Here is a 12684-nt window from a genome sequence, read left to right on the forward strand (position 1 = left end):
CAAGAAGTTAATGGCATTCGGAGTTTGACTGAGCTTGGTAACCCTTGCGGGCCCCGCACCCAATCAGTGCTCTACCTCCATCACTCCATTCACCGAGGCTAGCCCTAAAGCTATTTCGGGGAGAACCAGCTATCTCCGAGTTCGATTGGAATTTCTCCGCTACCCCCACCTCATCCCCGCACTTTTCAACGTACGTGGGTTCGGGCCTCCAGTGCGTGTTACCGCACCTTCACCCTGGACAGGGGTAGATCACACGGTTTCGGGTCTACGTCCACATACTTAGTCGCCCTATTCAGACTCGCTTTCGCTGCGGCTCCGGCTTCTCACCTTAACCTTGCATGTTAAACGTAACTCGCCGGTTCATTCTACAAAAGGCACGCCATCACCCATAGATTGGGCTCTGACTTTTTGTAAGCACACGGTTTCAGGTTCTATTTCACTCCCCTTCCGGGGTGCTTTTCACCTTTCCCTCACGGTACTGTTTCACTATCGGTCGCCAGGTAGTATTTAGCCTTGACAGATGGTCCTGCCGGATTCATACGGGGTTTCACGTGCCCCGCACTACTCGGGATCCGTCTCGGAGAGAACACAGTTTAGGTTACAGGGCTTTTACCTCTATCGCGGGCCTTTCCAGACCTCTTCACCTACCGTATTCCTTTGTAACTCCATGTGAGACGTCCCACAACCCCAGGAGGCAAGCCCCCTGGTTTAGGCTGTTCCGCGTTCGCTCGCCGCTACTGACGGAATCACTATTGTTTTCTCTTCCTCAGGGTACTTAGATGTTTCAGTTCCCCTGGTCTGCCTCTGCGTATCCTATGTATTCAGATACGAGTAACTGCGAATTACCACAGCTGGGTTTCCCCATTCGGACACCCCCGGATCAAAGCTTGCTTACAGCTCCCCGAGGCAGTTTCGTTGTTCGCCACGTCCTTCGTCGGCTCCTGGCGCCTAGGCATCCTCCGTGTGCTCTTATTAGCTTAACCTCGATTTTTCCTTCGGAAAATATCGGACATTGAATTTCTTCAAAGCCTTTATTTTCGTTAAGATCATCGTTAGCATCGCCATTAATTCAAAACTTGTTTACACAAGTTCAGCTTAAAGGAATGTTCTAAAACGCAAATTCGTTTCGGTATCCAGTTTTCAAAGATCAAGTAGAGAGCTTAAACTCTCAAAACTGACCAACGAGTGAGTAGAAAGCTTTACGAAGTAAAGCTCGCTTCGGAAGCATGCTTCCTGAAGACTTAGATTTGAATGTTTCCATTGCAGGAAACGATTCTCCATAGAAAGGAGGTGATCCAGCCGCACCTTCCGATACGGCTACCTTGTTACGACTTCACCCCAATCATCTACCCCACCTTCGGCGGCTGGCTCCCTTGCGGGTTACCCCACCGACTTCGGGTGTTGTAAACTCTCGTGGTGTGACGGGCGGTGTGTACAAGACCCGGGAACGTATTCACCGCGGCATGCTGATCCGCGATTACTAGCAATTCCGACTTCATGCAGGCGAGTTGCAGCCTGCAATCCGAACTGAGACCAGCTTTGCTGGGATTGGCTCCACCTCGCGGCTTCGCTTCCCGTTGTACTGGCCATTGTAGTACGTGTGTAGCCCAGGTCATAAGGGGCATGATGATTTGACGTCATCCCCACCTTCCTCCGGTTTGTCACCGGCAGTCACTCTAGAGTGCCCAGCCTTACCTGCTGGCAACTAAAGTCAAGGGTTGCGCTCGTTGCGGGACTTAACCCAACATCTCACGACACGAGCTGACGACAACCATGCACCACCTGTCTCCTCTGTCCCGAAGGCCGCCTCTATCTCTAGAGGATTCAGAGGGATGTCAAGACCTGGTAAGGTTCTTCGCGTTGCTTCGAATTAAACCACATACTCCACTGCTTGTGCGGGTCCCCGTCAATTCCTTTGAGTTTCAGTCTTGCGACCGTACTCCCCAGGCGGAGTGCTTACTGTGTTAACTTCGGCACCAAGGGTATCGAAACCCCTAACACCTAGCACTCATCGTTTACGGCGTGGACTACCAGGGTATCTAATCCTGTTTGCTCCCCACGCTTTCGCGCCTCAGCGTCAGTTACAGCCCAGAAAGTCGCCTTCGCCACTGGTGTTCCTCCACATCTCTACGCATTTCACCGCTACACGTGGAATTCCACTTTCCTCTTCTGTACTCAAGCCACCCAGTTTCCAGTGCGACCTCAGGTTGAGCCCAAGGTTTAAACACCAGACTTAAATAGCCGCCTGCGCGCGCTTTACGCCCAATAATTCCGGACAACGCTTGCCCCCTACGTATTACCGCGGCTGCTGGCACGTAGTTAGCCGGGGCTTTCTTCTCAGGTACCGTCACTCCGGTAGCAGTTACTCTACCGGACGTTCTTCCCTGGCAACAGAGCTTTACGATCCGAAAACCTTCATCACTCACGCGGCGTTGCTCCGTCAGGCTTTCGCCCATTGCGGAAGATTCCCTACTGCTGCCTCCCGTAGGAGTCTGGGCCGTGTCTCAGTCCCAGTGTGGCCGTTCACCCTCTCAGGTCGGCTACGCATCGTCGCCTTGGTGAGCCGTTACCTCACCAACTAGCTAATGCGCCGCAGGCCCATCCCTCATCGACAGATTGCTCCGCCTTTTATCCTTTCCTCAGGCGAGGAAAGGGATTATCCGGTATTAGCTACCGTTTCCGGTAGTTATCCCAGGCTAAGGGGCAGGTTGCCTACGTGTTACTCACCCGTCCGCCGCTAAGCTCACCCCGAAGGATAAACTTCGCTCGACTTGCATGTATTAGGCACGCCGCCAGCGTTCGTCCTGAGCCAGGATCAAACTCTCCAATAAGGTTTTTCCGAGCGGTTACTTCACCCGAATTACTCCGAGGAAATAACCATCCGAAAACTATTGTCAGAGCGATTCGCTCATTTTGAAACATCTGACGAGAATTTACATTCTCAAGATGAATTTCTAAAGCGTACAAGACGCTGCGAAAATCATCAGTTTTGGAATTACCGAAGTGAATTCCGATACTCACTCGTTGTTCAGTTTTCAAAGATCAAGCTCGTTGTCGCCTTCGATGTTCTCGTCAGCAGCAACTCTTATACTATATCATTTCCAACCATTCAATGTCAAGCTTTTTTTTAATTTCTTTTTTCGAGCTTGGCTTCGATGCTTTTCAGCATTTCTTGGCCGGAATAAGAATATACCATGCCCGAAAATGTATTGCAAGCTTTTTTTCAAAAATGTTCTATGAATCATCTAGGCATTATTGGACCGGGTAGAGTTACAGGAGTAGATAAACTTAATAAAAAAATGGATTAACCTATGTTAACCCAAATAAGATCTATTTCATATTAATCATTAATTTCAACCAACGCTTTGATCACCCTGGACTCCGGCTTGAGCCAGTTCTCGAAATGGTTAACCATATCTTCAAAACCCGAACGGTGCGTTATATAACGGTCTATATCAACGTATCCGGCCGAGATGGCCCTCCGTACAAAATCGAAGTCCTCCATGGTTGCATTGCGGCTGCCCATCAAGCTCATCTCGTGACTATGGAAGTTGGGGTCATTAAAGGTGATGTCGCTTTTGACCAGACCGACATATACAAGCGATCCGCCGTGTGCAACCAGATTGAATGCATTCGTCATGGATTTGGCATTCCCCGTTGCATCAATAACAAAGGCTGCGCTTGATTCTCCGGTAATAGCAGTAAGCTGTTCCTGCGGCGGCTGCAATGCATTCACTGTATACTCTGCTTGTGCCCATTTGCGGCAGAATTCCAGCCTTTCTTCATTAACATCCATGGCGATGACCCTGGCTCCCGCGTACCGGGCAAGTGCCATAACGCCCAGGCCAATCGGGCCTGCTCCAATAACAAGAACGGTGTCACCTGCGGTCAAGCCGGAGCGCCGGATGGCATGTGCACCGATCGCCAGCGGCTCCAGCATTGCAGCTTGATCCAGCGTAAGCCCCTCTGTCTTGATTAAATGACTGAGCGGAACAGAGACCAGCTCACGCATTCCTCCATCTATATGAACACCGAACACCTTCATATTTGCGCAGCAGTTTGTTTTTCCGCCCAGACAAGCCGAGCATTCACCACAATGCATGTAGGGCACAATACTGACCTGATCCCCTGCGTGCAGCCCTGCCTCATTCTCTCCTACCGCTTCAATAACGCCGGCAAGCTCATGACCAAGTACCCGCGGGTAGCTAAAAAACGGCTGATTGCCCTGATAGGCATGCAGATCCGTCCCACAGATTCCAATCCGGCGAATGCGGACGATGGCCGTTTCCTTTTCCAGTAAGGGCTCCGTTAAATCTTCATGCCAGATCAATTTCCCGATTTTCTCGCAGACAATTCCCTTCATTATGCTATTCCGCCCCCTTTGGCCGGTTCCAGACGTTCGTTGTATTCAGGACGGCCGCTAACCCATGATTCATTATGAACAGGCCTCAGTATATCCAGCACTTCCTGCAGCAGCTCAGCGTCCATCTTTTCATCAGTCCAAACGGCATTATTGATTATATTGGCCGGAGTAGCTGTACTGACCAGTGTAGTCGGAATCTGTTCATGACTGGTAGAGTACTGAACAGCCAGCTTGGCGATATCCGTACCTTTTGAGGCACAATGTTCGGCGGCTTGTTTACATACTGCTTTTAGCCTGCTTCCCGCAGGATGCCAATCTGCCGTCTCACGTGTGCTCAGAAGTCCCATAGATAGAGGAGAGGCATTGGCCAATCCGGTCCCTTTTGTCTGAAGCAGTGGCAGCAATTCCAATAGAGATGTGTCGTTGAGCGAATAATGGCAGTAGGACAGAATCGCATCCACATCCATTTGCGGGAGCAGCTTTTCAAACAGCTGTAAAGGCAGGCCGCTGATCCCGCTGAAGCGGATTTTACCCTGCTCCTTCAGCTTAAGCATCGCCGGCACTGCTTCTTCTATAAGAATATCAGCCGGCACGAATTCAATATCATGCAGGAACAGGATATCCAGGTAGTCCGTATGCAGCCGCCCAAGGCTCTCTTCCACACTGCTGAAGATACGTTTGGCGGAAAAATCAAAGGCCGCTTCACCGTAGCGCCCGGCTTTGGAGGACAGCAGGAACTTGTCACGCTGCAGCTCCTGAACCGCCTTTCCAAGTACCGTCTCTGCTTTGGTCAGACCGTAATAGGGTGAAACATCAATATAGTTAATGCCTGCATCAATGGCAGCATGTACAGTCTTGATACTCTGCCGGTCATCCGTTTCACGAAACACCGATCCCAGCGAAGAAGCGGCTGCAGATCAACCGGCATGAAATCCCGGTACAGCACCGGCAGCTCCGGTGTAATCCAGCCGTAATCGCCCCGTGCGATTTTCCAGTAGTGCTGATGAGCGTCAATACGCATCCTGCTGCACACCTCTTCTGCATTCATAATGTAATGCTCCTCTTCAATGAACATTGTATACTAAGAGAATCAAGTATTTAATGTCCTAAACATGCATTTTTATAACCTATTTTGATATCCGATCATTGCATTACAACATTCTCTATAAGGAGTGATCTGAGTGAAGCCTATCCGTAAACCCTTCTTTGGCGACCCTCTGTTTCCCTTTGAGCTTGCATACAAAACGGTGAAAAGACAAATGAACGAGCTCCCGGATCATCTGCATGACCGCTATGAGCTAGTCTATATCCATCAGGGTAAGGGTGTATTCTTTATTGATAATGCCTGGTTTGAAAAAAAACAGGGTGACCTGTTCATCATACCGGGGAACACGATCCATCATTCTCTGCCGCATAACGAAGATCCCATTGTATCCTCAGCCCTCTACTTTGCCCCTACTCTGCTTGCAATGGAGCCGATGGACGATTCGTACAACAGCTTATTATGCTTTGATTTTGCCGGACAAAAAGGGATCTACCAGATTGAGCTGCAGGAACCTCTGAGATCTGTTACGGAAATGGCGCTCGGCCAAATCCATCAGGAGCTGGAAGAACAAAAGTTGGGCTATCATGAAGCCGTTAAGCTTCTCTCATGCCAGCTTTTACTGCAAATCAACAGGCATGTTCAGTCTATCCGCAAACGCAATGCCCCACTCGAAACCGGAGTAGGCCCTTCCTGGATGAAGCAGGTGCTGCGTGATATCGACGAGCATCCCGAACGAGAAGCTTCCCTTGCCAGGCTCGCAGAAAAAGCCAATGTATCCGCACCTCATTTCTCACGCGTGTTCCGCCAATTGACCACTATGAATGTTACCCAATATGTGAACGCCAAACGGATTATCCGTGCCAAGGAGCTCCTGATCCGCTCTGATCAAAAGATCGCCGATATTTCAGAACAATGCGGATACGAAACACCAACTCATTTCTACCGGATGTTCAAAGCGTTGACCGGAGTAACGCCTCACAAATACAGACAGAGCCAGTCGGATATATAAAAAGAAGTCTGAGGAGTATTCAGTGACTAAGTCTCACTGCTCCGCAGGCTTCTTTTTTTGCTTCATTTATACAATCCTTCAGAATTTCTTCAGAATTATCCCCGTAATTTCTTCAGTTCTGTTCATTAAACTGACTGCATCAGCAGCAAAGAGAAAGGGTGACCGGCCATCAGCAGCACACTTTTATCATTCATTGACCATTATGGTTATTTGTTTTTTTATGCGGCTTTGTCCCTCGGACCCTTTGGTGTCCCCATTCCAAACGAAATTACGGTGGTTACTGGCGCTATTCTGAGCCGCAGCGGTGTTTTAAATATCGGGTTGACCTATGTATCCATTCTGTCCGGGCTTCTAACGGCCGTTACCCTGTTTCATTGTGCAGGAAGAATGTTCGGACAGCACTTAAAACCTAAGCTTCAGCACAACCGCAATTTTCAAAAAGCTGAAGAAATCTTAAGCCGGCGGGGCGACTGGGCGATGTGTATCGGTATTTTCATACCTGTGGTGAGATACTTCCTTCCCTTTTTAATCGGATTCAACAGAGGATCTCTCAAGAAGTTTATCCTCATTGCCTACTCGAGCGCCTTGGTTTGGACACTCACTTTTTTCACGGCAGGCACAAGCTTTGGCCATCACATTTTATCTTTTTTAAATACTTTATTTTAATTTTAATTACGGGGGAATAATGAGTGAATCAGCATTTACTGTTTTTTCAGAGGTTTATGAAAAGTCCGAAGAATGTGGGAAGTGTGGCACCGAGCTCACGCTTTTTGGCAAAAAAGATGGTCAGGCAGGTAAACTGGGATGAAATAAAGGCCGTTGCAGAGCTTGGATCGGGAACAGGTCCTATCACCCGTTACATTCAATCCAATGTGAATCAGGATGCAAATGTCTTTTTATTTGAAATGGATCCTGTGATGAGGAAAAAACTGCGTATGCATTATCCCCGGTTTACTTGTCACGCTAATGCAACCCGGTTAGTGCATACCATTAATCAAAAAAACATCATTTATCTGGATTGTATATTCAGCGGGCTGCCCTTTTTTAACTTTGAACGCGAACTGAGGGATGTATTAATGGAACAGATCGTTCATGCCCTCAAGCCGGGCGGGTTATTCATTGCCTTTCAGTACTCCCTGCAGATGAAGAAACAGCTTTCTGAACATTTTATTATAGAAGCTATTAAGTTTGTACCTTTGAATGTTCCTCCTGCGTTTGTGTACGTCTGCCGGAAAAAGTAAACTATCTGATATATACTAAGCTGCCAGATTCAAAAAGAGAGGGCCACCGATGAATACAATTCTTGTTGTTGATGACGAATCCGATATCCGGGATATCATACATGTCTATTTACGAAATGAAGGGTACCATGTCATTGAAGCAGCTGACGGCGAGAAAGCCTTACAAGTTGTACAAGCCTCATCAGTTCAACTGGTAATCCTCGATGTCATGATGCCCCGGATGGATGGAATTACAGCCTGCCTAAAAATCAGAGAGATCTCTGATACTCCCATTATTATGTTATCCGCTAAAGAAGAGGATATTGATAAAATCACCGGCCTTACAACCGGAGCAGATGATTATATGACCAAGCCCTTTAATCCGTTAGAATTGATCGCCCGGGTAAAGGCCCAAATGCGGCGCCAAACATTATTGGGCAAAGCGGAGAATAACTCCCTTATTCTAATTAAAGACCTTGTGATTGACAAAGGTAAGCATTCGGCAAAGCTAAAAGATCAGGAAATTGTACTTACTCCTCTCGAGTTCAGCATTCTGGTGCTGCTGGCCAGCCATGAGGGACAAGTCTTCAGCTCAGAGCATATCTATGAAAAGGTCTGGAAAGAACCCTTCGGCTACTCTGATAACACGGTTATGGTCCATATCCGGAACCTGCGGGAGAAATTGGAAGATAACCCCCGGAGTCCTCAATATATTAAAACGGTTTGGGGAGTTGGCTATAAAATTGACTAAACCTGCAAAGCAAGCAAACAGAAAACAAAAGATCCAGGTTAACATTCTGCTCAGCATGCTGCTTAGTTTAGTTCTTGCTGTGACGTTAAACAATGTACTGATTTACTTCGTTTTTCAGATCGGGACTGGTATGGACTGGCTGGAAAAGATATTTCCTTATTTCATTACGCCTTTTTTTATAATGGTCTTTATTATTACCTTCCTAATATCAACCCGCCGAATTGTCAAAGATCTGATGACACTGGAACGCGGCCTCCAAACCATTACTGAAGGAGATCTCAGCTACCGCGTTCCTGTAAAGCGGCAAGATGAGCTCGGGCGGGTAGCCTATAACATCAATCAGATGACAGAGCGACTGGAGCGGCAAATTGCAAAAGAACGGGAAGCAGAGCAATCGAAGATGGAATGGATTACCGGTCTTTCACATGACCTGCGTACTCCACTGACCAGCATCATCGGATATATAGAGCTTCTAAGATCCAGATCCTTTCAGGACCAGGAAGAATACGAACGTTTTATGCACAATACCTACAATAAAGCCACGCATCTGAAGAAGCTCCTTGACGACCTCTTTGAATACACCCGGCTTAATTCGGTTGATACCCATCTCACTGTACACCGGATCGACTTGAACCAGCTCCTGAACCAGCTGCTGTTTGAATTTGAACCGATCGCTTATGAAAACGGGCTTCATCTTATCAAAGATATCGGCAGCTCACCCGTTTTTTCGGTGGTGGACAGTGGTAAAATCGCTAGAGCCATTGATAATATGCTGATGAACGCTTTGAAATACGCCTTTAAACCGGGAGCCATCCGCATTCAGATGATAACGGATGATAAGCAGATTACAATCGGGGTTGAAAACCGGGGGACCCCTCTAACAAGGGAGCAGCAGGATAAACTATTCGAGCGCTTTTATAAGGTTGACCACTCCCGCAGCAGCGAAGGCATCCAGACCGGAGCCGGCCTGGGCCTTTCCATTGCCAGAAATATCGCTGAGCTGCATGGGGGGTCACTTACACTTCATCATGTAAACGACTTATTTACTTTTCAACTAAGACTGCCTGTAAAAGCTGGAAAATATAATGCATAGTAATCACTGTCAGTCCGTATGCTGCAGCTCCGAAAAATGATCTGCGATATGCATCGCAAAATATTGATCATATTGCTCCTTGCTCAGTTCTCCAAAAAGCAAATGGGGCTGCAAGGGTCCATGAAATGCCTGAAATGCTTCAATTATCCTTAGCAGAAGATCCATCCCCTCTCTGGCTGTACCCTGTAGCTCAGGCTTGGGAGCGCCTGGAACATGAGCGGTAAGGCTATGCTTCATGTATCCCTGCTTCAGAAATTTCCGGATAGCAACACGGCCGATGGTATTCCTTATCGCTTTTGGCTTCATTTGCGGATAACCGGTCATCGCATATTCAATGGTCTGGGCGCAATGGGCCAGAATTTCATAGACAGGCCATTCTTTCATCAGGACGATAATCTGCCCGGACATTTTGGACAGCTCTTCTTTCACTTCATCTAATGAAGCAAACGTAACGTTATTCATAGTACCTCTCCTCCTCGCCTGCCACCCTACAAAAGGCATCAGCGTAATAGTTTTCTAATCCACTTCAACCGGTTCCCGTAAGGAGGATATAAGATCGGAATTCCGAGCTTTGTGCTTTTGCTCAAAACACTCTTGGCATGCGAGAATAAATCGAAGCTATATTTCCCGTGATAGGCACCTATGCCTGACGGTCCCACCCCGCCGAAGGGCAGATGGTGATTGGCCACATGACTGATCGTATCATTAATGCAGCCACCGCCAAACGATACCCGGGTTATCACCTCTTTTTCAACGTGACCGTCTTCCGTAAACAGATACAATGCCAATGGCTTGGGGTGGCTGTTAATCATGTTAACTGCATCCTTGAGGTGGCCGAAACCCATTATTGGCAGGATCGGACCAAAAATCTCGTCTTCCATAGCGGCATCAGACCAGGATTCTGCAGCAAGCAGCGTCGGTTCAATATAAAGCTCTTCCCTGACCTGGCTGCCCCCAGATACGATACGGGCTTGATCCTTGTCCAGCATAGCAGCTAAACGGTCGAACTGGCGTTCATTAACAATCCGCCCATAAGCCTGGCTCTCCCGCGCATCAGAACCAAAAAATCTGGATAAAACCTCTTTCATCTTGCCGATCAGCTCTTCCTTGACCTCTTCATGCACCAGGACATAGTCCGGGGCAATACAGGTCTGGCCTGCATTGATCATTTTCCCCCAGATAATTCTTTCAGCAGCAACGTCAAGATTAGCCGACCGGTCTACAACCGCAGGACTTTTACCTCCCAGCTCAAGCGTAACGGGAACAAGGTTCCGGGACGCTGCTTCCATGACAATTTTACCGACAGGCACACTTCCGGTGAAGAAGATATAGTCAAACGAAGCATGAATCAGTGCAGAGGTAGTCTCCTTCTCCCCTTCAATAACACGGATATACGTTTCATCAAAGGTCTCGGCTATAAGCTTCTTTACAGCTGCACTGACAGCCGGAGTATTCTCGGAGGGCTTCAGGATAACACTATTCCCTGCGGCAATTGCACCTATCAGGGGTTCCAGCAATAACTGAAAGGGATAATTAAAGGGGCCTATAATCAGAATAGTTCCATAGGGCTCCTTATATATCCGGCTGTTCGAGGCAACATGATAAAATGGTGTTTTCACCCTCTGCGGCTTCATCCATTGTTTCAGATTCTTACGGATATACCGGATGCTGTTCAGCACATACCCGACTTCTGTGGAGTAGGCTTCAAATTCATTTTTGTGCAGATCCTGATAAAGTGCTGACAGTATCTCCTGCTCGTTCCTTCTAATCGCATCAGCGAGCTTTCTAAGCTGCTCCTGCCGGAAGCTTAGGCTGCGGGTATACCCGTTATTCAGCTTACTCCGGTGCTCCTGTAGTATCTGTTCGACCCGCTCTGTAGTCCACTGTTCCATCTAATACACCTCCAGTTAATTTTACATTTATAAACAATCGCGCTCCAATGCAGCCAGCAGCTTCTTCAACAGCTCCACTGCCTCCTGCATGGATAAATAATAATAGCGCTGGGTACCTATTTGCTCCACGTCAATGACGCCCGCATTCTTCAGCAGCTTCAGGTGATGGGAAACTGCCGGCCGTGACAGCTTGGACCGCTCCGTTATTTCATTGACCGTGAGCTTCTCATTCTCGGACAGAAACAGCAGAATGTCCTGACGGTTCGAATCGCTTAATACCTGGAGAATCGGAAGGCTTTGACGGAATATGTCCAGCGCCTGTTTGCCCATTTAGCATTCACCCTATCTATGATTAAATGTTTAAACTTTTAAACCAATGGTGTAAATACAGAGTAACAAATTGCCGTATGAAAATCAAGCTGCTCCGGTTTACATTTCTGTAAGTTGTATTTCATGACCTTCCACCTTCTGCAGCTCTTCACGCTTGCGTTTCCGGTATACGGATGGCGTCTCATCATAGGTGTCACGGAACTTGCGTGTAAAATGAATCGCACAATCAAATCCGACATCGGCAGCAATCTCTGCCACCTGACGCTGGGTGCCGGCAAGAAGTTGGGCCGCCCTCTCCATTCTAAATTTAGTCAATGTATTCAGAATCGTATCACCCACCTGCTCCTTGAATAGATGGGATAAACGGGAAATGGATAAACAGCTTTTCTTGGCAAGCTCGGGCAAGCTGACCTTTTGAGCCGGATTCAGCTGTAAATCACGCAAAATATCAGCGATTCTCGGGTCCATGGAAACGGTATGATCCGGGTCTGCGTTTATCTGGGCATGAACAAGCGCTTCTTCCAGTCCGATTTCAGACAGCCTGCGGTGAAGAATAGAGGTTACGCCCGGAAGCTCATGAGCGACCATCCGCATTAGAGCCTCCTGAATGGACTGGCGCATCTTTATAGAAGAGATATGATGAAAAATAAATGGCTGGTCCGGTTCCGGAATTTTCAGCCAGGTGCTCCACTGCGGATCAGGGATAAAATGCGCCCATATGAACTCCCATTCATTCTTTTTGGTGCTGTATTGATGAGGCATTCCAGGCAGCAGAATAGACATATCCCCTGCGGTGCATGTCACTGCCTCCTGGCCCAATTGAATCTGCCCTTCGCCGGAAATGGTATAAATCAGCAGCCAGTCCCTGCTGCCCGATGGCCGATGGATCGCGTAATCAGTGGTTACACTGAAATGTCCGGCAATCAGAATGCCATAGGAACGCTCTCCGTGAATAGCATAATCCATCACTTTTTTAGCCAT

11 protein-coding genes, 2 rRNA genes and 1 pseudogene (1 of these 14 running past the window's edge) are annotated in these 12684 nt (G+C 47.9%); 5 read left to right on the forward strand and 9 right to left on the reverse strand.

Annotation, left to right across the window (positions count from 1 at the left end):
- The 5 genes and pseudogenes from AC4G46_RS27410 to AC4G46_RS27430 form a co-directional block, all read right to left on the reverse strand.
- Positions 1–983: ribosomal RNA gene (locus AC4G46_RS27410) — 23S ribosomal RNA — on the reverse strand (it extends 1943 nt beyond the left edge of the window).
- Between the two features lie 300 nt (positions 984–1283).
- Positions 1284–2831, reverse strand: a 16S ribosomal RNA gene (locus AC4G46_RS27415).
- Together the 16S and 23S rRNA genes form the textbook arrangement of a ribosomal RNA operon.
- Before the next feature lie 509 nt (positions 2832–3340).
- Positions 3341–4363 carry a zinc-binding alcohol dehydrogenase family protein gene (locus AC4G46_RS27420; RefSeq protein WP_491125487.1) on the reverse strand — a complete coding sequence of 341 codons (1023 nt, stop codon included), beginning with the start codon at positions 4361–4363 and terminating at the stop codon, positions 3341–3343.
- Positions 4363–5253, reverse strand: a complete 891-nt coding sequence (locus AC4G46_RS27425) for an aldo/keto reductase (protein WP_491125488.1) — start codon at positions 5251–5253, stop codon at positions 4363–4365. The genes AC4G46_RS27420 and AC4G46_RS27425 overlap by 1 nt, the downstream gene beginning before the upstream one ends.
- A gap of 8 nt (positions 5254–5261) precedes the next feature.
- Positions 5262–5384: pseudogene (locus AC4G46_RS27430) on the reverse strand (amidohydrolase family protein); the annotation flags it as partial.
- A gap of 160 nt (positions 5385–5544) precedes the next feature.
- Between AC4G46_RS27430 and AC4G46_RS27435 the strand changes: the two are divergent.
- The 5 genes from AC4G46_RS27435 (at position 5545) to AC4G46_RS27455 (ending at position 9481) form a co-directional block, all read left to right on the forward strand.
- Entirely contained in the window at positions 5545–6417 is an 873-nt protein-coding gene (locus AC4G46_RS27435; protein ID WP_491125489.1) for a helix-turn-helix domain-containing protein, read from the forward strand.
- A 210-nt stretch (positions 6418–6627) separates the two neighbouring features.
- A complete protein-coding gene (locus tag AC4G46_RS27440; RefSeq protein WP_491125490.1) occupies positions 6628–7083 on the forward strand; it encodes a DedA family protein in 456 nt (151 codons plus the stop codon).
- A 56-nt stretch (positions 7084–7139) separates the two neighbouring features.
- Positions 7140–7658, forward strand: coding sequence for a class I SAM-dependent methyltransferase (locus AC4G46_RS27445; protein ID WP_491125491.1), 519 nt, complete (start codon positions 7140–7142; stop codon positions 7656–7658).
- A gap of 49 nt (positions 7659–7707) precedes the next feature.
- Positions 7708–8388, forward strand: coding sequence for a response regulator (locus AC4G46_RS27450; RefSeq protein ID WP_491125492.1), 681 nt, complete (start codon positions 7708–7710; stop codon positions 8386–8388).
- A gap of 79 nt (positions 8389–8467) precedes the next feature.
- Positions 8468–9481, forward strand: a complete 1014-nt coding sequence (locus tag AC4G46_RS27455) for a sensor histidine kinase (protein WP_491125493.1) — start codon at positions 8468–8470, stop codon at positions 9479–9481.
- A gap of 9 nt (positions 9482–9490) precedes the next feature.
- On the opposite strand, the gene AC4G46_RS27460 is transcribed toward AC4G46_RS27455, so the two are convergent.
- The 4 genes from AC4G46_RS27460 to AC4G46_RS27475 form a co-directional block, all read right to left on the reverse strand.
- Complete coding sequence (locus AC4G46_RS27460; RefSeq protein WP_491125494.1) at positions 9491–9943, reverse strand: DUF1569 domain-containing protein; 453 nt, start codon at positions 9941–9943, stop codon at positions 9491–9493.
- A 38-nt stretch (positions 9944–9981) separates the two neighbouring features.
- The gene (locus AC4G46_RS27465) at positions 9982–11373 is read right to left on the reverse strand and encodes an aldehyde dehydrogenase (RefSeq protein ID WP_491125495.1); all 1392 of its coding nucleotides are present in this window, start codon (positions 11371–11373) and stop codon (positions 9982–9984) included.
- Positions 11374–11400: 27 nt separating this feature from the next.
- Positions 11401–11703, reverse strand: coding sequence for an ArsR/SmtB family transcription factor (locus AC4G46_RS27470; protein WP_042180625.1), 303 nt, complete (start codon positions 11701–11703; stop codon positions 11401–11403).
- Positions 11704–11802: 99 nt separating this feature from the next.
- Complete coding sequence (locus AC4G46_RS27475; RefSeq protein WP_491128989.1) at positions 11803–12684, reverse strand: helix-turn-helix domain-containing protein; 882 nt, start codon at positions 12682–12684, stop codon at positions 11803–11805.

This window comes from Paenibacillus sp. fava2 (assembly GCF_058313675.1).

Excerpts from the sequence above, each read along its gene's own strand:
- AC4G46_RS27420 (WP_491125487.1), bottom strand. The coding sequence starts at position 4,363 with ATGAAGGGAATTGTCTGCGAGAAAATCGGGAAATTGATCTGGCATGAA.
- AC4G46_RS27445 (WP_491125491.1), top strand. The coding sequence starts at position 7,140 with ATGAAAAGTCCGAAGAATGTGGGAAGTGTGGCACCGAGCTCACGCTTT.
- AC4G46_RS27450 (WP_491125492.1), top strand. The coding sequence starts at position 7,708 with ATGAATACAATTCTTGTTGTTGATGACGAATCCGATATCCGGGATATC.
- AC4G46_RS27460 (WP_491125494.1), bottom strand. The coding sequence starts at position 9,943 with ATGAATAACGTTACGTTTGCTTCATTAGATGAAGTGAAAGAAGAGCTG.
- AC4G46_RS27465 (WP_491125495.1), bottom strand. The coding sequence starts at position 11,373 with ATGGAACAGTGGACTACAGAGCGGGTCGAACAGATACTACAGGAGCAC.
- AC4G46_RS27470 (WP_042180625.1), bottom strand. The coding sequence starts at position 11,703 with ATGGGCAAACAGGCGCTGGACATATTCCGTCAAAGCCTTCCGATTCTC.
- AC4G46_RS27475 (WP_491128989.1), bottom strand. The coding sequence starts at position 12,684 with ATGGCTAAAAAAGTGATGGATTATGCTATTCACGGAGAGCGTTCCTAT.